At 70.4% G+C, this 21,438-nt stretch carries 21 protein-coding genes, 1 tRNA gene and 1 pseudogene; 11 read left to right on the top strand and 12 right to left on the bottom strand.

What is annotated here, in order from left to right; all coding sequences use genetic code 11:
- Nucleotides 1-1,248: an MFS transporter gene (locus AB0H87_RS06440; protein ID WP_360140608.1), complete on the top strand. Its 1,248-nt coding sequence runs from the start codon at nucleotides 1-3 to the stop codon at nucleotides 1,246-1,248.
- Between the two features lie 12 nt (nucleotides 1,249-1,260).
- Here AB0H87_RS06440 and AB0H87_RS06435 read toward each other — a convergent pair whose 3' ends face one another.
- Together AB0H87_RS06435 and AB0H87_RS06430 are read right to left on the bottom strand one after the other, a co-directional pair.
- Nucleotides 1,261-1,509, bottom strand: coding sequence for a hypothetical protein (locus AB0H87_RS06435; RefSeq protein ID WP_360140605.1), 249 nt, complete (start codon nucleotides 1,507-1,509; stop codon nucleotides 1,261-1,263).
- Nucleotides 1,510-1,735: 226 nt separating this feature from the next.
- Nucleotides 1,736-1,811: transfer RNA gene (locus AB0H87_RS06430), tRNA-Lys, on the bottom strand.
- A 332-nt stretch (nucleotides 1,812-2,143) separates the two neighbouring features.
- Between AB0H87_RS06430 and AB0H87_RS06425 the strand changes: the two genes are divergently transcribed.
- The 4 genes from AB0H87_RS06425 (at nucleotide 2,144) to AB0H87_RS06410 (ending at nucleotide 6,546) form a co-directional block, all read left to right on the top strand.
- On the top strand, nucleotides 2,144-3,439 hold the full coding sequence (locus tag AB0H87_RS06425) for an Ig-like domain-containing protein (RefSeq protein WP_360140602.1): 1,296 nt from the start codon (nucleotides 2,144-2,146) through the stop codon (nucleotides 3,437-3,439).
- A 144-nt stretch (nucleotides 3,440-3,583) separates the two neighbouring features.
- Nucleotides 3,584-4,819, top strand: a complete 1,236-nt coding sequence (locus tag AB0H87_RS06420) for an Ig-like domain-containing protein (protein ID WP_360140599.1) — start codon at nucleotides 3,584-3,586, stop codon at nucleotides 4,817-4,819.
- Nucleotides 4,820-5,304: 485 nt separating this feature from the next.
- Complete coding sequence (locus tag AB0H87_RS06415) at nucleotides 5,305-5,772, top strand: VOC family protein (protein ID WP_360140596.1); 468 nt, start codon at nucleotides 5,305-5,307, stop codon at nucleotides 5,770-5,772.
- 339 nt (nucleotides 5,773-6,111) lie between these two features.
- Entirely contained in the window at nucleotides 6,112-6,546 is a 435-nt protein-coding gene (locus tag AB0H87_RS06410; RefSeq protein ID WP_360140593.1) for a hypothetical protein, read from the top strand.
- Nucleotides 6,547-6,661: 115 nt separating this feature from the next.
- Here the strand turns inward: AB0H87_RS06410 and AB0H87_RS06405 are convergent, their stop codons facing one another.
- From AB0H87_RS06405 to AB0H87_RS06380, 6 genes and pseudogenes are all read right to left on the bottom strand, one after another.
- Complete coding sequence (locus AB0H87_RS06405) at nucleotides 6,662-7,411, bottom strand: MIP/aquaporin family protein (RefSeq protein WP_360140590.1); 750 nt, start codon at nucleotides 7,409-7,411, stop codon at nucleotides 6,662-6,664.
- Nucleotides 7,408-7,821, bottom strand: a complete 414-nt coding sequence (locus AB0H87_RS06400) for an arsenate reductase ArsC (RefSeq protein WP_360140587.1) — start codon at nucleotides 7,819-7,821, stop codon at nucleotides 7,408-7,410. The genes AB0H87_RS06405 and AB0H87_RS06400 overlap by 4 nt, the downstream gene beginning before the upstream one ends.
- Nucleotides 7,814-8,488: a helix-turn-helix domain-containing protein gene (locus AB0H87_RS06395; RefSeq protein ID WP_360140584.1), complete on the bottom strand. Its 675-nt coding sequence runs from the start codon at nucleotides 8,486-8,488 to the stop codon at nucleotides 7,814-7,816. Before AB0H87_RS06395 ends, AB0H87_RS06400 begins: the two co-directional genes overlap by 8 nt.
- 178 nt (nucleotides 8,489-8,666) lie before the next feature.
- Nucleotides 8,667-9,263, bottom strand: a pseudogene (locus AB0H87_RS06390) (cation transporter); the annotation flags it as partial.
- A 4-nt stretch (nucleotides 9,264-9,267) separates the two neighbouring features.
- A complete protein-coding gene (locus AB0H87_RS06385) occupies nucleotides 9,268-10,302 on the bottom strand; it encodes a Gfo/Idh/MocA family oxidoreductase (RefSeq protein WP_360140581.1) in 1,035 nt (344 codons plus the stop codon).
- Nucleotides 10,299-11,042 carry a ThuA domain-containing protein gene (locus tag AB0H87_RS06380; RefSeq protein ID WP_360140578.1) on the bottom strand — a complete coding sequence of 248 codons (744 nt, stop codon included), beginning with the start codon at nucleotides 11,040-11,042 and terminating at the stop codon, nucleotides 10,299-10,301. Before AB0H87_RS06380 ends, AB0H87_RS06385 begins: the two co-directional genes overlap by 4 nt.
- Nucleotides 11,043-11,300: 258 nt before the next feature.
- On the opposite strand from AB0H87_RS06380, the gene AB0H87_RS06375 reads away from it, so the two are divergent.
- Complete coding sequence (locus tag AB0H87_RS06375; RefSeq protein ID WP_360140575.1) at nucleotides 11,301-11,834, top strand: hypothetical protein; 534 nt, start codon at nucleotides 11,301-11,303, stop codon at nucleotides 11,832-11,834.
- Here the strand turns inward: AB0H87_RS06375 and acs are convergent.
- From acs to AB0H87_RS06360, 3 genes are all read right to left on the bottom strand, one after another.
- Nucleotides 11,831-13,696, bottom strand: a complete 1,866-nt coding sequence (acs, locus tag AB0H87_RS06370) for an acetate--CoA ligase (RefSeq protein WP_360140572.1) — start codon at nucleotides 13,694-13,696, stop codon at nucleotides 11,831-11,833. The genes AB0H87_RS06375 and acs overlap by 4 nt on opposite strands.
- Nucleotides 13,696-14,457, bottom strand: coding sequence for an acetate uptake transporter (locus tag AB0H87_RS06365; RefSeq protein WP_360140569.1), 762 nt, complete (start codon nucleotides 14,455-14,457; stop codon nucleotides 13,696-13,698). The genes acs and AB0H87_RS06365 overlap by 1 nt, the downstream gene beginning before the upstream one ends.
- A gap of 175 nt (nucleotides 14,458-14,632) precedes the next feature.
- Nucleotides 14,633-15,340 (bottom strand): TetR/AcrR family transcriptional regulator, encoded by a 708-nt coding sequence (locus AB0H87_RS06360; protein WP_360140566.1) that lies wholly within the window; start codon nucleotides 15,338-15,340, stop codon nucleotides 14,633-14,635.
- Between the two features lie 86 nt (nucleotides 15,341-15,426).
- Here AB0H87_RS06360 and AB0H87_RS06355 point away from each other — a divergent pair, with 86 nt between their 5' ends.
- The 5 genes from AB0H87_RS06355 to AB0H87_RS06335 all read left to right on the top strand — a co-directional run bounded on the left by AB0H87_RS06355 (nucleotide 15,427) and on the right by AB0H87_RS06335 (nucleotide 20,497).
- On the top strand, nucleotides 15,427-16,608 hold the full coding sequence (locus tag AB0H87_RS06355; protein WP_360140563.1) for an FAD-dependent monooxygenase: 1,182 nt from the start codon (nucleotides 15,427-15,429) through the stop codon (nucleotides 16,606-16,608).
- A gap of 72 nt (nucleotides 16,609-16,680) precedes the next feature.
- A complete protein-coding gene (locus AB0H87_RS06350; RefSeq protein WP_360140560.1) occupies nucleotides 16,681-17,214 on the top strand; it encodes a quercetin 2,3-dioxygenase in 534 nt (177 codons plus the stop codon).
- Nucleotides 17,215-17,299: 85 nt separating this feature from the next.
- On the top strand, nucleotides 17,300-19,048 hold the full coding sequence (ctaD, locus tag AB0H87_RS06345) for a cytochrome c oxidase subunit I (protein ID WP_360140557.1): 1,749 nt from the start codon (nucleotides 17,300-17,302) through the stop codon (nucleotides 19,046-19,048).
- A gap of 116 nt (nucleotides 19,049-19,164) precedes the next feature.
- Entirely contained in the window at nucleotides 19,165-19,875 is a 711-nt protein-coding gene (locus AB0H87_RS06340) for a lytic polysaccharide monooxygenase (RefSeq protein WP_360140554.1), read from the top strand.
- A 67-nt stretch (nucleotides 19,876-19,942) separates the two neighbouring features.
- Nucleotides 19,943-20,497, top strand: a complete 555-nt coding sequence (locus AB0H87_RS06335; RefSeq protein WP_360140551.1) for a DUF305 domain-containing protein — start codon at nucleotides 19,943-19,945, stop codon at nucleotides 20,495-20,497.
- A gap of 117 nt (nucleotides 20,498-20,614) precedes the next feature.
- Here AB0H87_RS06335 and AB0H87_RS06330 read toward each other — a convergent pair whose 3' ends face one another.
- A complete protein-coding gene (locus AB0H87_RS06330) occupies nucleotides 20,615-21,379 on the bottom strand; it encodes a maleylpyruvate isomerase family mycothiol-dependent enzyme (protein ID WP_360140548.1) in 765 nt (254 codons plus the stop codon).
- Between the last annotated feature and the right edge of the window lie 59 nt (nucleotides 21,380-21,438).

The raw sequence follows: 21,438 nt of genomic DNA, 5'->3' as shown, positions 1-21,438 counted from the left end.
ATGGTGACGCCGACGCGAACGGCCGCCGACCCCACGGTTGGCGGCCGTCGCACGGCCTTCCACGGCTGGCGGATCGTCGCCGCCTTCGCCATCACCCAGACGATCGGGTACGGCGCGCTCTACTACGCGTTCGCCGTGCTGCTGCACCCGATCGCGACCGACCTGGACGCCTCGCCGGCCACCGTCACCGGAGCCCTCACCACCGCGATCCTCGCCTGGGCAGCCACGGCCGTGCCCGTCGGGCGGTGGCTCGACAAGCACGGCGGCCGCGCCCTCATGACCACCGGCGCCGCAGCCGGCGCACTCCTGCTCGTCGCCTGGTCACAGGTCCGCACCGTCGGCCAGCTCTACCTCGTCTTCGCCGGCCTGGGCGTCACCATGGCCATGGCCCTCTACGAACCAGCGACCGCGGTCATCGTCTCCTGGTTCGGCCCTGACCGCCGCGCCCGCGCCGTACTCGCGATGATCGTGGTCGCCGGGTTCGCCAGCACCATCTTCATGCCGCTGACCGGCTATCTCGAACACCAGCACGGGTGGCGCACGACCCTGCTCATCCTCGCCGCTGTCTATGCCGCGACGGCCGTCCCGCTGCACGCCACGGTCATCCGCCGGCCACCCCACGCACAACACACCGAGCAGGCGCCCACAGCACCACCACGCCGCGAGCTCGTCCGCGCCGTATTGCGCGACGCGCGGTTCTGGTGCCTCGCCATCGCGTTCGTGGCCCACAGCGCCGCGATGAGCACCATGACCGTCCACCTGGTCGGCTTCCTCACCAGTGCCGGCCACCCCGCGACCTTCGCGGCCACCATCGCCGGCCTGCTCGGCGTCCTGTCGGTCACCGGCCGGCTGCTCCTCACCGGCGCGCAACGCCGCCTCCGGCTCACCGTGGTGGTCGCCGCCATCTTCGCCACTCAGGCCGTCGCCGCGATCACTCTTCCGTTCATCGCCGGCAGCCGCGCCGGCGCCGCCGTCGGCGTGACAGCCTTCGGAATCGGCTTCGGGGTCGCGAGCCTCGCATCCCCGGCGCTGCTGGCCGACCGCTACGGCACCACGGCTTACGGCACCATCGCCGGCACCCTCGCCACTCCGGTCACACTCGCGAAGGCGACCGCACCTCTAGGCGCCGCGGCGTTGCTCAGCATCGCCGGCGGCTATCCGCCGGTCCTGACCGCGATCGGTGGCGCGTGCTTCGTCGCCGCCATCGGAATACTCGCCCGCTCGGCCACGCCCTTCCCAAACCGCTAGCCGGCCGGACAATCACGAGTCGGCCGCGCCGCCAGCCGTTGTCCACGACATGGTCCCAACGAGGTTCGCCGCGATGAGCGTCCTGTTGGTCGGGTCCCAAGCCAACACGGTCTCGGCACGGGCGAGGGCCACCACAGTAGACACCGCGGCCGCACTGGCCCGGACGACATGTTTCTGGTCGTCTTCCGTCACGATCATCAGCTCGAACTGGCCGTCACCCTCATCGGAGCCGGCAACCCAGTTGGCGTTGAGATTCGTCACCCGACGAGTAGCTTCGCTCGCACCCGGCATCCAGGACTCACTCCTCGGCCGTCGATGGCATCAATAGGCGCACCTTGCCAGCAGGATCGGACGCGAGATGCCCCGAAGGACAGATCGGACACTCGTAGGGCCGAACGCAGGTCGCGTCTACTCGTTGCGCGAGACCAGAAAGGGCGGGAACCGAAACAGACGTTCGGTTTCCCGCCCCACTAGTTTTGGGATGCTTTGGTGCGCCGCCAGGGACTCGAACCCCGAACCCGCGGATTAAGAGTCCGCTGCTCTGCCAGTTGAGCTAGCGGCGCTCGATCGGCAACGAGACGTACGTTAGCACGCGGCCTGACGCATCTTCCAACTGGTGGCGAAGGACTTGCCGAACGCCACCAAACCGCATCGAGCGTCATGGTTACCCCCGAATGCCGCTAAATCTGAACCCAGCCTGTCAAACCGGGCACTGACCAGGCGTTACTTCGGAGAAATCGGCACTACTGGGAGGTTCCGGCTGGTTCGTGACTCAAGGTCAGCCGTGTGGCTGAGGCGCGGTATGGACAGCATCTGGCACCCTGCCGGATCGAGGTACATAGCGGGTGTGGCTGGGGCACGATGACCCCAAGGTTGCGAAGGAACGGGGACATCCATGACTCGGTTCGTGACGTGTAGAGCAGCCACCCGGACGATCCTGGCCGCCACCGTGGCCGGAGCGCTGGGGCTCACCCTGACCGCTTGCGGCGGCGCCGACCAGAAACCACCGGCCTTCGTGGCCGCCGGCGACAAGGTCGCCGCGACGCCGTCGCCGACCGCGCCGCCGGTTCCATTCCAGTTCGCCGTCACGCCCGCCGACAAGAAGAAGGACCTTCCGGTCAGCACCGAGATCGGCACGTCCGTCAAGGGCGGCCAGATCACCAGCGTCAAGGTGGTCGACAAGGCGGGCAAGGCCGTCAGCGGCGCGATGCGCGAGGACAAGTCCTCCTGGGTGCCCAGCGCACCCCTGAAGTACGACACGAGCTACACCGCGACCGTGGTCGCGACCAGCGCCGGCGGTCAGCAGGAGACGAAGAAGGTCTCGTTCTCGACCCGCGGCAAGTCGGGCAACGACGTGGGCTCCGGCCTGTATCTGTTCAACGGCAAGACGTACGGCGTCGCCATGCCCGTCGTGGTCGAGTTCAGCCCCGGCATCCCGCAGAAGGACCGGGCCGCCGTGCAGCGCCGGCTGTTCGTGCAGACCGACCCGCCGCAGCCCGGTGTCTGGCACTGGGTGAGCAGCGGCACGCAGGCCTACTACCGCGCGCCCGACTACTGGCGGCCGGGCACGAAGATCACGGTGCGCGCGGCGCTCGAGGGCATCCCGCTGTCCAACGGCCGGGTCGGCGACGAGGACCGCAAGGCGACCGCCAAGATCGGCGACAAGTTCGAGATGAAGGTCGAGAACAAGACCAAGAAGATGCAGGTCTTCAAGAACGACAAGCTGGTCAAGACGTTCCCGGTCAGCCTCGGCAAGGCGAGCACGCCCTCGTCCAGCGGCACGCTGATCGTGATGGACAAGCAGGAGCACACGGTCTTCGACACCTTCGCCGAACTCGGTCCCGAAGAGGGCTACCGCACCGACATCGACTTCGCGCAGCGGTTGACCTGGGGCGGCGAATACATCCACTCCGCTCCGTGGTCGGTCGGCGACCAGGGCGTACGCAATGTGTCGCACGGCTGTGTCAACCTGGCGCCCGCGAACGCGAGCTGGCTGTTCGGCCAGACCAAGGTCGGCGACCCGATCACCATCCGCGGCACCGAACGCAAGCTCGAGCCCGGCAACGGCTGGACCGCCTGGAACCTGAGCTGGGCGGAGTTCGTCAAGGGCAGCGCCCTGCCGGTGCCGGCCGGCCTGAAACCGGCCACGACCAGCAAGGCCGCCACGCCGACACCGACGGCCACCGATTAAGGACACTTTTCCGGTACGGTAGCTCCGCCCGATCGTTCGTACACTCGTCTGGCGTGTTCCCGCACACGGCACGAAACCGTGACGTGTCCCGAAGCGTGTTTGGGGCAACATAACTGCCGGACCACGGACTTGTGAGGGGATCTCATGCGGAGCAGCCGAGGGCACAGGCCCAAGCGCCGACCTGCGATAGTGCTGACGGCTGCCGTGCTCGCGGGATTGCTCTCCGTGACGGCCGGCTGCACCAAGGCCGGCAACGCCGCGTGGAACGACGGCTCGCAACCGGGCGCGTCCCAGTCCACCGAGCCCGACACCAAGGCCAAGGCGACGATCACGGGCCCGGCCGCGGACGCCAAGGACGTGCCCGCGTCGGCCGCCATCACGTTCGAGACGACGGACGCGGTCGAGACCTCGGTCGCACTGAAGTCCGCGGACGGCGAAGAGGTCGACGGCACGCTGTCCGCCGACAAGAAGAGCTGGCTGCCGACCGGCGCGCTCGACTGGGGCGCGACCTACACGGCGACGGTGAACGCGACAGGTGACGACGGCAAGACCGCGACCGCCGAGAGCACGTTCAAGGTCATGGCCAAGCCCAACAACACGATCTCGGTCAGCAGCTTCCTGGGCGACAACGCGGTGGTCGGCGTCGGCATGCCGATGATCGTCAAGTTCGGCAAGGCGATCCCGCAGGACTACCGCGACGACGTGCAGCGCCGCCTCAAGGTCACGACCGAGCCGGCGCAGGAGGGCATCTGGGCGTGGATCAGCCCGACCGAGATCCACTTCCGGCCCGAGAAGTTCTGGAAGGCCAACACGAAGGTCCACTACAAGCTGCAGACCGGCGGCCTACCGGTGGGTAGCGGCGGTTTCCTCCGCAACGACCTCACCGTCGACCTGAAGATCGGCCCGGCCCTGGTGATGACGGTCGACAACCGCACCAAGCGGATGACCGTCACCAAGGACGGCAAGGTCATCAAGACCATCAAGGTCAGCCTCGGCAAGAAGACCACCCCGTCGTCCAGCGGCACGATGATCGTGATCGAGAAGAAGCGCAAGACCGTCTTCGACACGTTCGAGGAGCTGGGCCCGGAAGAGGGCTACCGCACCGACATCGACTACGCGCAACGCCTGACGTGGGGCGGCGAGTTCATCCACGCCGCGCCGTGGTCCGAGGGCCAGCAGGGCTCGGTCAACGTCTCACACGGCTGCGTCAACGTCTCGATGGCAGACGGCGCGTGGCTCTTCGGCCAGACCCGCATCGGCGACCCGATCACGGTCAAGGGCACGGAACGCAGGCTCCAGAACGGCAACGGCTGGACCGACTGGAACATGACGTTCGCGGAATACGCCGAAATGAGCGCGATCCCGCTTTCAGACCAGTAGCTGTCCCGGGTCCGCGGTGGTGCGGACCGTCGCTCCCGCCGGACACCGGACCGGGCCCCAGGGGGCCCGGCCCTGCCATGTCCGCGGTGGGCCGAGCTCAAGGCCGGCCCAGCGCCTCGACGACGCATGGAGCCCGGCTCCGGCCCGCGAACGTTGGTGCCTGCCATTCGCAGCGACGTTCCGTGCCCACGGCTTCGCGGTCTCCGACGTCGCCTCGAAGATCGGCTCGAGCCGGCCGATGTGGTCCTCGCCGGCCAGATCGAGCGGTGGCTCGCGGCGATCCTGACAACGTCAGTCCTGCGGGCGCCAACGGCGAGCGCCCGACGTCCGGCCAACCCTTGGACCCGCCGGACCCGGGTTCGTCGTCGACCATCGGCTTCGGCGTCTTCGAGGCGGGCAAGGCGCGGCACCTGCGGGGCCACCGCGCGGACACGGCGGCCATAGAATGTGATCGCTTGATGCCGGTGCGGCCGAAGGAGGCGCAGATGTCTGTTCGACGCGCCGAGGGCCTGCGGTTCCTCTCCGGGATCATCCTGACGTCGACGGACCCCACACGGCTGGTCGCGTTCTATCGCGACGTCCTCGGCCTGCCCCTGGCCGACGAGCGGCACGGCGACTCAGCGCCGCACTGGGCCTGCGAGCTGGGCGACGTGCACTTCGCGATCCACGCCGCGGCCGACTATCCCGGCGAGCCGACCGCGGTCGGGTCGGTCAAGCTCGCGTTCATGGTCTTCGACCTCGCCCCACTCGTCGCCTGGCTGGCCGAGAGCGGCGTCGAACTCTGCTACCCGCCGGAGGAGTTCGGCACGGAGTCCCGGATCACCGCGGTCCGTGACCCGGACGGCAACCTCGTCGAACTCACGGAGCTGGGCCCGAGCTGGCTGGACCACCTACGCGACCACCGCGCCAACGGCGGCGACCTGGTGACGCACTGGACCGCGCGGAAGCGGTAGCCGCACGCAACAACGTGCCAACGGCGTCGTGGGCGCTGCGATTCCTTGTGCCCGCCTGGGACTGGCGCGAACGGCGCGTGGCTGCGATCCCGACGGATTCGTGCGGACCTCCTGCGAGCGGCGGGTGGACCGCACGAACGCCGGGTGGCTGCTCCCGATGGATTCGTGCGGGGGCTCCTGCGGGCGGCGGGTGGACCGCACGGACGCCGGGTGGCGGTCCTCCCGACGGATTCGTGCGGGGGCTCCTGCGAGCGGCGGGTGGACCGCACGAACGCCGGATGGCTGCCCTCCCGACGGATTCGTGCGGGCCTCCTTCGAGGGGCGGGCGGACCGCACGACGTGGTGCACTGGGACTGGTCCGTCGCCGAGCCGATGGCGCGCGGGGTGTCGTTTCCGGCCGCCGACTACGACGCCGAGGTCGCCCGCGTTGCGCTCGACCACTCGTGGGAGACGCCCGAACGCACCGCGGGCCGGCTCGTGCTCACCGCGCTCGACCGCGATCGCCTTGCCGCACACGGCCTCCGGCCGTCCTGGGTCGGGAACCATCATCGTGACCCCGAGCAGTTCCGCGTCGTGCTGACGATCGGTGACGACTACCAGATCTTCGTTTCCGCGCCTTGGCGGGGCCGCAGTCCGGAAGATCTCTCCGACCGCGTCAGCGCCGAGTTGGCGCGCCCGCCGCGCGAATGGCAGGCGACCTGGCATGCGATCCCGTCGACGCTGCACGAGCCACCGTCCATCGCCGGACGTCGCTGGCGGCGCCAACCGATCTAGGCGCTGGGCGTCAGCGCCGACGGGTCGGGCCCTTGATGGCGAACGCGTCGGTGAGGCCGCAGATCTACCCACGAGGCCGCCGTCGGCGCCTGGAAGCCGCAGGCGTAACAAAGGATCAGGCGCCAGCCGCGCGCACTGGGGCGGCCGGCGCCTTGGCGTCGACCACCGCATCAGCGGCCCGGCCGGCGTCGGGATAGAGGACGACCAGCACCCCGACACCGACGACCAGCCCGATGAGCTGGGCGACGACAAAACCGGGCACCGATGCCGGAGCGATGCCGGCGAAGGAGTCGGTGAACACCCGCCCGACCGTCACAGCCGGGTTGGCGAAGGAGGTCGACGATGTGAACCAGTACGCCGCACCGATGTACGCGCCGACCGCCGCCGGCGTCACCGAAGCCCGCCCGGCCCGGGCCAGCGCGAAGACCAGCAGCACCAGACCGCCGGTCGCGACGACCTCGCCGAGCCACAGCGGCGCGCCGCCGCGCCGTGTCGAGGACAACGCGACCGCCGGCAGGTCGAACATCAGGTTCGCGACCACACATCCCGCGACGGCGCCGACGAGCTGCGCGACGAGGTAGCCGCCCAGCTCACGAGCCGACAGGCCGGCCCGGTCGCGCCGGCCGAGCCACCAGTCGGCGAGCGAGACGACCGGGTTGAAGTGCGCGCCGGACACCGGTCCGAAGATCAGGATCAGCACGGCCAGCGCGAACGCGGTCGCGATCGAGTTCGCCAGCAGTTGCAGGCCCGCCTCCCCGGGTGACAGCCGGGTGGCCATCGCGCCCGAGCCGACGACGGCGCTGACGAGCAGGCCGGTGCCGAGCGCCTCGGCCAGTGCCCGCCGCCCCAGGCCGGGCCGGCTCATCGAACCGGTACGCCCAACTCGGCCAGCAGCCCCCGGACCCGCCGCTCGATCTCGTCGCGGACTGGGCGCACCTCGGCCACTCCCTTGCCGGCCGGGTCGTCGAGCTCCCAGTCCACGTACCGCTTGCCGGGAAACACCGGGCACGCGTCGCCGCAGCCCATGCTGACCACCACGTCCGCGGCCCGCACCGCGTCGTCGGTCCACCGCTTCGGATGCTCGCCGGAGATGTCGATGCCACGCTCCCGCATGGCCTCGACCGCGGCCGGGTTGACTTCGGCGCCGGGCTCGGACCCGCCGGACCAGCCGACCGCACGGTCGCCGGCGAGGTGCCGGAAGAAGCCGAGCGCCATCTGGCTGCGCCCGGCGTTGTGGACGCAGACGAACAGCACGGCCGGGAGTGCTTCAGTCACGATTTTCCTTGAGGACGGGGACCAGGCGATCCACCCGGTCCGCGATGTCGTCGTACGCCCGCGCGAACGCGGCATCGGTGTCGACGCGCGCGGGATCCGGGACCGACCAGTGCATCGCGGTCGGCGTGCCGAGGCGTTCGTGGGCCTGGTCGCACACCGAGATGACCAGGTCGTCGGGCCGGACCACGTCGTCGACGTGCACGGGCCGCACCCGACCGAGGCGCAGACCGTGCCGCCGGCCGATCCGCACGGCCCGCGGATGCACGCAGGATGCCGGCTCGGTGCCGCCTGACGCCGTGACCACCTTCGCGCGCGCGGCCAGCAACGCCGCCGCCAACTGGGAGCGCGCCGAGTTGTGCGTGCACACGAACACCACCCGCGATGCCGGGACGCGTTGAGGTGTGAGCAGCCCCGCGAGCGCGTCCCGCCGGAGCCGCAGATAACTGCGCCGCCGGTCGCCCTCCGACCTCGTCCGGCGCACCAGGCCGGCGTCTTCCAGCACCCCGACGTGATGGGCCATCAGGTTCGTCGGCAGGCCCAGCAACCGCGCCAGCTCGCCCGGAGACGCGTCGCTGACGACGAGCCGGTCGACGATCGCCAGGCGCGCCGGGTCACCGAGCGCCGCATGGGTCCGCGCCCGCTGCTCGACAGATAGCTCAGCAACCATTGAGGCAATATTCGTTGAGCCAACGCGCCCAGTCAAGCGAACTGATGGTTGACCCGACTTCGGCCACGGCGACCGGCCCACTCGATCAAGATCACGGTCGACGGCAAGGCGCTGCGGTTGCCGACTTGCGAACGGCCGGGCAAGGTCTTCCCGGACAACCACCCCGTCGTCCTCAGCAGCAGTCGTCGCCGCGCCAGGCTTCGTGGCCCTCCTTGACCGCCACGCCGGCGATGACCAGGGCGGCCAGTGGGTCCGCCCACGACCAACCCAGCCAGGCGTTGAGGACCAGGCCCGCGAGCAGCACCGCGGACAGGTAGGTACAGAGCATCGTCTGCGTCGAGTCGGCGAGCACGGTCGCCGAGCGCAGTTCCCGGCCGGTGCGGCGCTTCGCGGCCACGAGCAGCGGCATCACGATCAGCGACGCGATTGCCAGGCCGATGCCGACCGGGCTCGGGTCGGCCTCGTCGCCGAAGGTCAGCGCGCGGACCGAGTCGAAGGTGACCCAGGCGGCCAGGGCGAAGAAGGACACCGCGATGAGCCGCAGGGCGAGCCGCTCCCGGCCCTCCGGGACCCGGGCGCGGAACTGCCAGATGATCACGGCGGCGCTGGAGACCTCGACGAAGGAGTCGAGACCGAACCCGATCAAGGCGGCCGACGAGGCCGCGGCGCCCGCGGCGATCGCGACGACACCCTCGACCAGGTTGTACGCCGCCGTCGCGTAGGCGAGCCACAGGCTGCGGCGCGACAGCACAGCGCGGCGGGCCGCGACCGTCATCGGATCAGCCCGTCTCGAGCAGCCCCGCGCGGACCGACGGCCAGCCGCGCAGCACCGCGGCCACGTCGGGCGGTGCGGCGGCGACCGCCGCGGCGTGTGCGGCCGCCAAGGCGTCGTCCACCAGCACCGGCTGGCCCGTCGACGCCGACTCGACCGCGCACAGCACCATCGCGAGGCTCAGCACGTTGCGGTGCACCCTGGTCGGCGGGCGTTGGCCCGAGCGCAGCGCCGCGACGAAGGCCGCGAGTGACGCGCTGATCGTTTCCTGCAGCGAGCTCGCCGGACCGGCCAGGTCGCCGTCCCACGACGCCGTGCCCGCCGCCGTGTGGGCGTGCCAGTTGCCGTTCCACGAGGTGTCATAACCCGTGCTGCACCACGACGCCGTGTACGAGTACCGCGCACCCGACGCGAAGCGGAACACCGCGTTGGCCGAGGCGTCGCCCGCGTACCAGCTCCACGGCGGGTTGTAGGCGTCGCAGTAGACCCGCACCGGCTCGTCGTCGAGCAGAAAGCGCGCCGTGTCGAACGCGTGGATCGCCATGTCCAGCAGCAGCGGGTGTTCCATCGTCTCGCGGAACCCGCCGAACCGCGGGCCGCGGTAGAACTCCGTCGTCAGCGAGCCCACCGTGCCCAGCGCGACGATCTGCTTCTTGAAGGCCGCCAGGCCCAGCTCGAACCGGCGCGACTGGCTGACCGCGAACAGCGTGCCGGTCAGCTCCGACAACGCGGCCAGGGACAGTGCCTGCGGCAGGTTCGACGTCAGCGGCTTCTCGCCCAGCACCGGCAACCCGAGCCGCAGCGCGCACGCGGTGATGTCGAAGTGGGCGGCGGGGACGGTCGCGTCGATGACGAAGTCGGCGCCGTCCGCGACCGCCGACAGCGTGGTCGCCCACGGGACCCGGTCCCGGGCGGCCCGGGCGGCGGCGGCGCCGTCCAGGTCGACGACCGCCGCCAGCTCCACGTCCGGGCTCGCCGCGACGGCGTCCAGCCACTGCGCACCCATCGCCCCGGCACCCACCAGGACGGCGCGCAGACTCACGAGTACCAGCCCGTCGGCGCGTACGCGATCGGCGTCGTCTGTCGCTTCCGCGGCCCGGAGCCGGCCGCCCAGACCGCGGCGTTCGCGATCACCCGCCGCACGTCGGGGTGGTGGTAGACCGGGTAGTCCTGGTCACCGGGGCTGAAATAGAACACCCGACCGCGTCCCCGCCGCCACGCACAGCCGCTGCGGAACACCTCGCCGCCGCTGAACGAGCTGACGAACACGAGCTCGTCGGGCGCGGGGATGTCGAAGAACTCGCCGTACATCTCCTGGCGGTCGATCACGATCGGGCTCGGCACGCCGGCGGCGACCGGGTGCGTCGGGTCCACCGTCCACACCAGCTCGCGGTCGTCGCCGTTGCGCCAGCGCAGCGCGCAGGTCGTGCCCATGAGGCGTTTGAAGATCTTTGACCAGTGGCCGGAGTGCAGCACGACCAGGCCCATGCCGCCGAGCACCGCCTCCTGCACCCGGTCGACCACGTCGTCGCTGACCTCGTCGTGCGCGATGTGCCCCCACCAGGTCAGCACATCGGTCGACTCGAGCACCGCCGCCGGCAGACCCTGGTCGGGTGAGTCCAATGTGGTGCACCGCACGGTGACCGGGACGGTGGCGTACGAGGCGATCCCCGCCGCGATCGTCTCGTGCATCCCCTCGGGATAGAGCGCGGCCACGTTGGCGTCACGTTTCTCGTGGCGGCCCTCGCCCCACACGGTCACGCGGATCGGTTCGTCGGCCATCGGCGCTCGCTTCCGGGTCGAGGATCTCTACCCGGCATTCTCGACGAGCCGCGTCCACCCCGCCAGCCTTCGCGGACGGCACAGGTCTCGCCGAACGCGATGTCTGGAAACCGCCAGCATGCTCGCGGTCGGTCGGGCGAGAATCCGCTCATGATCGGTGAAACGCGGGGAATCCGGATTCGGCATCGCGGGCATGAACCGCAGGTCCATCCCACCGCCTACGTCGCTCCGACGGCCACGCTGGTCGGCGATGTCCGCGTGGGGCCGAGGGCGCGGGTGATGTACGGCGCGGTGCTCGATGCCGAGGGGTCTCGGATCGAGGTCGGGGAGGCGGCGGTGGTCTGCGAGAACGCGGTGCTGCGCGGGTCCGCGGTCGCCGGCGATCAGCCGGTGCTGGTCGGCGACCACGTCTTCGTGGGGCCGCATGCCACGCTGCTGGGCTGCGAGGTCGGCAGGTGCGTCTATGTGGCGACCGCGGCGACGGTTCTGCAGAGCGCCCGGCTCGGGGCCGGCTCGGTCGTCGCTGTCGGCGCGCTCGTCCATGCGCGCACTGTTCTGCCGGACGAGTACTTCGTGCCGCCGCACACCGTCGCGCTCGACGCGCCGGTGCGGCTGCTGGCCCCTGGTGATCCGGGCCTGGCCGAGGCGGTCGGGCGGGTGGGCTTCGCGCAGGTGGCCTTCGGTGTCGACACGGAGTGGACCGACCGGATCAACCGGTACGAGCAGATCGCGGAGGTGCGCGTCGCCGAGTTCGGCACGCACGCGGACGACGAGGTTCTGAACCCCGGCTAGGGGTGGTTCAACGCCGCGGCGCGGGTGCGGATCTCGTCCACCACCGACGGGTCGGCCAGCGTGGTCGTGTCGCCCAACGCGCGCTCCGACGCGATGTCGCGGAGCAGCCGGCGCATGATCTTGCCCGACCGGGTCTTCGGCAGCTCCGGTGTGAACACGATGTTCGCCGGCGCGGCCAGCTTGCCGATCTTGTCGGCCACGTGTTGCCGCAACTCCGCGACCGCCCGCGGCGAACCGTCCGCGCCGCCCTTGAGCGTCACGTACGCGACGATCGCCTGGCCGGTGCGTGGGTCCGGGCGCGCGCAGACGGCGGCCTCGGCCACGCTCGGGTCGTCGACCAGCGCGCTCTCCACCTCGATCGTGGAGATCCGGTGGCCGGACACGTTCATCACGTCGTCGATCCGGCCGAGCAGCCAGAAGTCGCCGTCCGCGTCGACCCGCGCGCCGTCCCCGGCGACGTAGTGGCCCGGGAAGCGCGACCAGTACGTCTTGACGTACCGCTCCGGGTCGCCGTGGATCCCGCGCAGCATGGCCGGCCACGGCCGGTCGAGCACCAACTGGCCGTCCGATCCGACGCCGGCGGGCCGGCCGTCGGAGTCCAGCACAGCCGCGTCGACGCCGACGAACGGGCGGCCCGCCGAGCCCGGCTTGAGCGCGCTCCGGCCGGGCAGCGGCGTAATCATGATCATCCCGGTCTCGGTCTGCCACCACGTGTCGACGACCGGCGCGCGGCCGCTGCCGATGTGCGTGCGGTACCAGGACCACGCCTCCGGGTTGATCGGCTCACCGACGCTGCCGAGCACGCGGATCGACGACAGGTCGTGCCGGGCGGCGAACTCCGGACCCCATTTCATGTGGGTACGGATCGCGGTGGGCGCCGTGTAGAGCACGGTGACGCCGTACCGCTCGACGATGTCCCACCACCGGTCCCGCTCGGGGAAGTCCGGTGTGCCCTCGTAGAGCACGCTCGTCACGCCGTTGCACAGTGGACCGTAGACGATGTAGCTGTGGCCGGTGATCCAGCCGATGTCGGCCGCGCACCAGTACACGGTGTCCGGTCGGATGTCGAAGACGTAGCGGTGCGTGGCCGCGACGCCGACCAGGTAGCCCGCCGTCGTGTGCACGATCCCCTTCGGCTTCGCGGTCGTCCCGCTGGTGTACATCAGGAACAGCAGCGCCTCCGCGTCGAGCGGCGCGCAGGGACAGTTGGCCGGGTCGTCGTCCACATTGGCGCTGGCATCGTCGTACCAGACGTCCCGCCCGGGCGTCATCGACACCGGGCCGTCCGTGCGCCGGACCACGACGCAGCGGCGTACGCCCGGCGCCGAGGCCAACGCCCGGTCGGCGACCGACTTGAGCGGCACGGTCCGCCCGCGTCGCCACGACTCGTCCTGGGTCACCAGCACCTGGCAACCCATGTCGTTGATCCGGCTGGCCAGCGCGTCCGCGGAGAAGCCGCCGAACACCACCGTGTGCGGTGCGCCGAGCCGGGCGCAGGCCAGCATCGCGACCGGCAGCTCCGGCACCATGCCGAGGTAGATGGCGACGTTCGTGCCGCGGCCCACGCCCAGCTTCGACAGCGTGTTGGCGAACCGGACCACCCGCCGCTGCAGCTCGGCATAGGTGAGGGCGAGCCAGTCGCCGACCGGCTCGCCCTCCCAGTGGTACGCGACCTTCCCGCCGTCGCCGGCCTCGACGTGCCGGTCGACGCAGTTCCAGCAGGCGTTGAGCCGGCCGCCGAGATACCACTTCGCGTACGGCGGATCCCACTCGCGCAGCGTGTCGAACGGCGTGAACCAGTCGACCCGTTCGCGGCCCTCCCGGGTCCAGAACTCGTCCGGATCCTGGTCCCAGAAGTCCATCACTGTGACGTGGTCGCCGGCGTCCGGCGTGCGCTGCGCCGTTCCAGGTCGATGTGGATCGGGCCGCCCATCTTGAGGACCTTGCGGCCCAGGAGGCCGTTGATCAGCCCGGCCGACGACGCGTACCAGGCCACCAGCGCCGCGATCACGCCGAAGTAGCCGCCGATCCGGACCACCTGGTTGTTGTCGATGAAGAACCCGACGCAGAGCACGACCAGCGTGACGCCCACGAAGAAGAACAGCAGGAACAGCGCCTCGTTGACCTGGCTCGCCCACAGCGTCAGGTAGGCGTTGAACAACGCGAACGCCAGGAAGATCCAGGCGAGGTCGTTGCGCTGCGCCGCGGCGCCGGCCCCGGGCGCGACGAGGATGACGTACAACGCCAGGCCGAGATAGAACGCGCCGTACATCGAGAAGGCGACCGTGCCGAACAGGTCGCGGTTGCGGAACGACCACATTCCGGCGAGCAGCTGCACCAGGCCGCCGGCGAAGATGCCGAACGTCAGCCAGGCGACCGTGCCGCTCGTCCAGCCCGCGTTGAACGCGGAGAACATGAAGGTGGCCAGCGCGAACGCGGCCAGGCCCAGAGGCACGGCGTCGGCGACGCCGCCCCGGATGCCGAACCGTTCGTCGGCCGCGGCGTCCTCCCGGCGCCCGGCCATGGCCATCTGCCCCTGCTCGGGCAGCGTCATGCGCGGGTCGCCGGGCCGGCCGCCGGTCGGCCGGTTCGGTTCGCCCATCGCGGGTGACTGGCTGGTCATCGCGACCCCCTCTTCTGCAGACAACGCACCGGACGCGCGTGCGGCGTGCGCCAGCGGTGGCGGAAGAGACGGTGCACAACCCGGTCCATGGCGATCGGGCCGCCGGGAACAGCGCCCGACACGTGCGCAATTCCACTATTTCATCGGGCTGTCGGACTGCCCGGCGTTCGCCGCTTTACGGAACGGGATGGGCTCCTGTGGCGCCTGAACCGCGGTCCGCGATCAGCGCACCGACGCCGTCGAGGATGCGGGCCAGGCCGAAGTCGAGCGCCTGGTTCTGCTGGTCCGGGCGCACCTCGCGGAGCGCGGCGCTCAGTGCGGGGAAGCGGTCCTCCCGGCCGGCGACGAGGCCGGCGATCGCGTCGTCCAACGCGCCCTCGGCGTCCACGGGGGTCGCCGTGGTCTGCGCCGCCAGGTTGCGCGCGTGGCCCACGAGGATCACGGCCACGTCCAGCATCTCGTCGCCGCGCAGGCCGGTGCCGGTGAGCGCGGCCACCGCCGACTCCAGCCAGCCGAGCTCGTTGGGGCCGATCAGGCGGGCGCCGACCGCGGCCTCCAGCGCCCACGGATGCGCCACGAACGCCGCGAAGAGCGCGCGTGCCCAGGCGTCCAGGGCCGCTCGCCAGTCGCGGTCGTCGAGGTCCGGCGGGCCGTCGAGGCCGATGTCCAGCATCAGCGCGACCAGTTCCGCCTTGCCCGGCACGTACCGGTAGAGGGCCATCTTGGTGACGCCGAGCTGGTCGGCGACGCGCTGCATGGTGACCGCGGCGAGCCCGTCGGCGTCGGCGATCGCGATGCCGGCCCGCGCGATGTCGGCCAGCGTGAAGGCCGGCCGAGGCCCGCGCCTGGGTACGGGAGCCGGCTCCCACAACAGCTTGTCCATCGTCCGCCACCTTAAGGGCTTGCGACCCAGCAAAACTGTGTCTAACGTAAATCGTATCTGAGAGACACAGTTTTGGGGAGGGTTCCATGAGCAACGAACTGAGCGGGTTCCGGGTCCTGATCTCCGGCGCCGGGATCGCCGGGCCGGCGCTGGCCTGCCGGCTTGCCGACGCGGGCGCGGAGACCACCGTGGTCGAGATCTCGCCCGGGCTGCGGACCAGCGGGTTCGCCGTCGACTTCCGCGGGCCGACGCACCTGCGGGTGCTGGAGCGGCTCGGCGTGCGCGCCGAGCTCGAGGCGGTGCAGACCCATGCGGGCGCGATGCGTACGGTCGACGCCGCCGGGCGGACCATCTTCGAGCTTCCGGCCGAGTTCGCCGGCGGCGACGTCGAGGTCCGCCGCCGCGACCTGACCGCCGTGCTGCACCGGCGTTCCGCCGACCGGGTCCGCTACGTGTTCGGCGACTCGATCACCGCGCTGCGCGACGGCCCCGCCGGGGTCGAGGTCGCGTTCCGCGGCGGGGGCACCGGCACCTACGACGCCGTGGTGGGCGCCGACGGCATGCACTCGACGGTGCGGCGCCTGGCGATCGGGCCCGAGGAGCGGTTCGTCAAGCACCTCGGCTACCACATCGCGGGTTGGGACGTGCCGAACGACTTGGGCGCGATCCCGACCGCGCAGCAGTACAACGTGCCTGGCCGGATGGCCAGCGTGGCCGCCGACGACCGCGACCCGACCCGCGCCGGCGCGCTGTTCGTCTGGGCCTCCGGGCCGCTCGGCGTCGGCTGGCAGGACCAGGCCGCGCAGAAGCGCGCCGTGGACACCGCCTTCGCCGGCCTGGGCTGGCACGTGCCGCGGTTGCTGGCCGGGCTCACCGACGTGCCGGACCTCTACTTCGACGCGATCAGCCGGGTGTCCGTGCCGACGTGGCACAAAGGGCGGGCCGTGCTGCTCGGCGACGCCGCGTGGGGAGTGACCCTGGGTGGCATGGGCGTCGGCACGGGCGTGGTCGGCGCCTACGTGCTGGCGGGGGAGCTGGCGCGGACCGGCGGCGACGTCACGGCCGCGTTCGCGGCCTACGAGGAGCGGATGCGGTCGTACGCCGGGCGGTGGCAGAAGGGCGCCAGCCCGGGCAGGTTCCTGGCTCCCGCGAGCCGGCCGGGCCTCTGGTTCCGCAACACGATGTTCCGCCGCGCGGCCGTCCGACGCCTGCTGGTGAGCAGCTCGACCGCCCTGGCCAAGTCGAGCGACCTGCCCGACTACCCGTGACCGCCCGACGTGCGCTACCGTTCTGACAGCTGTCAGATGACAGTTGTCAGAACGCACGGACGGGGTTTGCGAATGAGCCTTCCATTCCAGGACGCGGTGGCCGACGACCCGCGCTACACCAAGCGCGGTGCGGTGTTCGTGCCGGCCGGTGAGGGGATCCAGCGCTGGGTCGCCGGCGACATGTACTCGGTCAAGGTCACCGCCGAGCAAACCAATGGCCTGCTCGGCTTCATCGAAGCCTCCGTTCCACCGGGTGGCGGCCCGGTGGCACACGTGCACAACACCGACAGCGAGGCGTTCTACGTGCTGGACGGGGAGTTGGAGTTCCTCGACGGCGACGAGACGTACACCGCCCGCGCCGGGGACTTCGTCTTCGTGCCGCCTGGCATCCGCCACCGCTTCCGGAACAAGGCCCTGCACACCGCGAAGATGCTGTTCCTGTTCAGTCCCGGTGGTCTGGAGGAGTCGTTCGTGGTCGGTGGCGACGAGCCGGTGCCCGGCCAGCCGGTGCCGGCCTGGGACCTGGCGCGGATCACCAGGATGATGGCGGACATCAGCCACCTGAACCTCAGCACCGACATCCTGCCGGAGAGCGCCGACAACTAGCCGCTCACCCGATCGGGGCGCGTCTGTCGGCCGGCCAGGGTCGTTAAGCCCAAGGCTGGTTGGCAGACGACCCCGGGGGCCCGCTTTGACGTCCGTAGTTCCAAAGCCGATCGTCACGCGTCCATGGCCGGTGCGGGATCAACCGCGGGGCAACGCGCTCGCCCGTCTGATCCGCACCACGGACGCGAAGCAGATCGGGCTCCTGTACCTCACCACCGCCTTCGGCTTCTTCGTGGCCGGCGGAATCATGGCCATGCTCATGCGCGCGGAGCTGGCCCGGCCCGGCCTGCAGTTCCTGTCGACGGAGCAGTACAACCAGCTGTTCACGATGCACGGCACGATCATGCTGCTGCTGTTCGCGACCCCGATGCTGTTCGCGTTCGCCAACTTCATCGTGCCGCTGCAGATCGGCGCGCCGGACGTCTCGTTCCCGCGGCTCAACGCGTTCGCGTACTGGCTGTACCTGTTCGGCGGCTCCCTGGTGCTGATCAGCTTCCTGACGCCGAGCGGCGCGGCCGACTTCGGATGGTTCGCCTACACGCCACTGAGCGACGTGGAGAACTCACCCGGCGTCGGGCCGAACATGTGGCTGGTTGGCCTGGTCATCTCCGGTCTCGGCACCATCCTGGGCGCGGTCAACATGATCACCACGATCGTCACCCTGCGGGCGCCCGGCATGACGATGTTCCGGATGCCCATCTTCACGTGGAACATCCTGCTGACCGCCGTGATGATCATCTTCGTCTTCCCGCTGCTCGCCGCGACACTGCTCGCCCTCGGCGCGGACCGAATACTCGACGCCAAGGTGTACGACCCGTCGACGGGCGGCCCGCTGCTGTGGCAGCACCTCTTCTGGTTCTTCGGCCATCCCGAGGTCTATATCGTCGCGATCCCGTTCTTCGGCATCATCACCGAGGTCATCCCGGTCTTCTCGCGCAAGCCCATCTTCGGCTACAAGGGCCTGGTCGGCGCGACGATCGCCATCACCGTCCTGTCGATGACCGTGTGGGCGCACCACATGTTCGCCACGGGCCAGGTGCTGCTGCCGTTCTTCAGCTTCCTGAGCTATCTGATCGCCGTGCCGACCGGGGTCAAGTTCTTCAACTGGATCGGCACCATGTGGCGCGGCCAGCTCACGTTCGAGACACCGATGCTGTTCGCCATCGGCTTCCTCGTCACGTTCCTGTTCGGCGGGCTGACGGGCGTGCTGCTGGCCAGCCCGCCGGTGGACTGGCACGTGTCCGACTCGTACTTCGTGGTGGCGCACTTCCACTACGTGCTGTTCGGGACGATCGTGTTCGCCGTGTACGCGGGGGTCTACTTCTGGTTCCCGAAGATGTTCGGCCGGATGCTCGACGAGCGGCTCGGCAAGATTCACTTCTGGCTGACGTTCATCGGCTTCCAGACCACGTTCCTGGTGCAGCACTGGCTGGGCAACGAGGGCATGCCCCGGCGGTACGCGGACTATCGGCCGACGGACGGCTTCACCACGCTGAACGAGATCTCGACGATCGGGGCGTTCATCCTCGGCGCCTCGACGCTGCCGTTCATCTTCAACTGCTGGAAGGCCTACAAGGCCGGTCCCGTGGTGCTGGCCGACGACCCCTGGGGGCACGGCAACTCGATGGAGTGGGCGACCTCCTCGCCACCACCGCTGCGCAACTTCGACCGGATGCCGCGGATCCGGTCCGAGCGGCCGGCCTTCGACGCGAAGTTCCCGGAGCTGGCGGCCGGCGCACAGTCGATCGCGGGGCCGCCGGAGGGCGGGGCGAAGCCGTTCTCACGGGAGTCCGACGGCGGCGCCTCGTACCCGGAGGACAAGCCCCGGCGTTGACCGCGGCCCGCGTACGCATCGAGAAATTTCGTTAGGTCTATTTACTGTTAGGTTTCTTTACCTTATCTTATGGGCCAGAAGGGATCGGTATCGCTCTATGAAGTGAGGAGGACTTCATGCGTAGACGCATCCTGCTTCCGGTGCTGACGGTCGCCGCCCTGCTGGTCTCGATGTTCCTGGCCGCGCCGGCACAGGCGCACGGCTACATCTCCTCACCGCCCAGCCGGCAGGCGATGTGTGCGCAAGGTCGGGTCGCCAACTGCGGCGACATCGTGTACGAGCCGCAGAGCGTCGAGGCGCCGAAGGGCTCCCTGCAGTGCAACGGCGGTGGCAGCCGGTTCGCCGTCCTCAACGACAACAGCCGCAACTGGCCCGCGACCTCGGTCGGGCAGAACGTCACGTTCAACTGGGTGATCACCGCCCGGCACGCGACGAGCACGTGGGAGTACTTCGTCAACGGCTCCCGGATCGCGGTCTTCGACGACCACGGCGCCCAACCCGGCGCGACCAAGTCGCACAACGTCAGCCTCGGCGGCCGCACCGGCCGGATGACCGTGCTGGCCCGCTGGAACGTCGCCGACACCGCGATGGCGTTCTACGCCTGCGTCGACCTCCAGGTCGGCAGCGGCGGCGGTGGGGGCACCAACCCGCCTCCGCCACCCCCGCCGACGTGTGGCAGCCCGTGGAGCGCGAGCGCGGTCTACAACGGCGGCGCGATCGTCTCCTACAACGGCCGGCGCTGGCAGGCCCAGTGGTGGACGCAGGGCGAGCAGCCCGGCACCACCGGCGAATGGGGCGTCTGGCGAGACCAGGGCGCCTGCTCGTAACCCGCTCCCGTGGCCCGCGCCGCCCCGCACCGGGGTGGCGCGGGCTCCTGCCTCCGGAGGGTTGCCGATGAGACGACGGCTCGCTGCCGCCCTGGCCGCGACGTTGCTCCTGCTCGCGGGCTGTGGCAAGGGCGGGGAGGCGGCGGCCGCGCCGGCACCGTCCTACAACGACACCGACGTGATGTTCCTGCAGATGATGCTCGCCCACCACGAGCCGGCAGCCAAGCTGTTGGCGCTGGGTGAGCGGCAGGCGGGTGACCCGGCGGTCAAGGCGGTCGCCACGGAACTGTCCGCCGCCCAGGCCGCCGAGACCGACACGATCCGGGCGCGGTTGACGAGCTGGGGCCGGCCGCTGGTCTCCACGGCACACGCCGGCGCGCACAAGGCACACGGCGGCCTCCCGCTGCTCGACGATGCCCAGCTGCTCAAGCTGTCCGCGCTGACCGGTCCCGAGTTCGACACGACGTTCCTCACGATGCTGATCGGCCACCAGCACGGCGCGGTGGAGCTGGCCCGCATGGAGACGGCCTCGGGCATCGACCCGGCGACCCGCGACCTGGCCTCCCGCACCGACGAGACCGTGCGCACCCAGATCCAGCGTCTACTGCGGATGGTCGGGTAGGGCCAGATGACGTCTGGTGGTGGGTCGTGGACGCTACCGGCGCCGTATCCCGGTGATTCTGGGACGCCGCCGGGCGGCTGGGCCCGTCGCGGGCCGCGTCGATCGGCAAAACAGGCGCTAGAAGACCACGCGGGCGGCGTCGAGGGGGCTGTCCGGTGGTAGGTCCACGCCGTCGCGGCCCGACAGGTGGAGCATCATGCCGAGCGTGTCCGCGGTGACCGACTCCACCGGCGGCCCGGTGCCGATCTCCCAGACGCCGCCGGCGGGACCGGTCAGCTCCAGGCGCAGCGGTGGGCGGCGCCAGCCCCGGTCGAGGTCGCGGACGACCTGGCCGACGATCTCGAAGTCGTGCTCGTCCACGTCGAAGACCCGGCTGGTCGCCCGGGCCAGCTCCAGCCGGTGCATCCAGGTGTCCCGGGCCATGACGACGTCGAGCAGGTAGCCGAGGTTCGGCTCCGCCAGGGGCGGCTCCGGGAAGAAGCGGTACGTCGAGATCCGCCGGAAGATCGACGGCATCAGGCGGATCCGGCGGATCGCGACCGGGCCGTTCTTGGCCAGGTGGTTGAAGAGCTCCTGCGGTGACAGGCGGCCGAGGTCGTCGAGCTGCACCTGGTTGCGGGCGTCGAGGGCGATCATCTCCGGATACCGCTTCTTGGCCGTACGCAGCCGCCGCAGCATCACGGTCGGCTTGGCGATCTCCTCGTACTGGCCGCAGACGTGCGCGGTGACGTCCTTGACCGTCCAGCCCTTGCAGTCGGTCGCGCGTACCCAGTCGGTGTCGTCAAGGGAGGCGAGCGCGGCGCCGAACGCGCGCAGCTCCGCCGCGGCGACGTCCGCCGCGCGGCGCCGGCTCAGGGCATGGGGCCGGGTGTCGATTGCCATCGCGATCACCTCTCTCTTAGAAAGCTAAGCGCGACACGCCGACCAACTCGCCCAGATTC

The sequence above is a fragment of the Asanoa sp. NPDC050611 genome (assembly GCF_040654855.1).
GTDB lineage: Bacteria > Actinomycetota > Actinomycetes > Mycobacteriales > Micromonosporaceae > Asanoa.
This window is presented reverse-complemented; position numbering and strand designations above follow the sequence as displayed.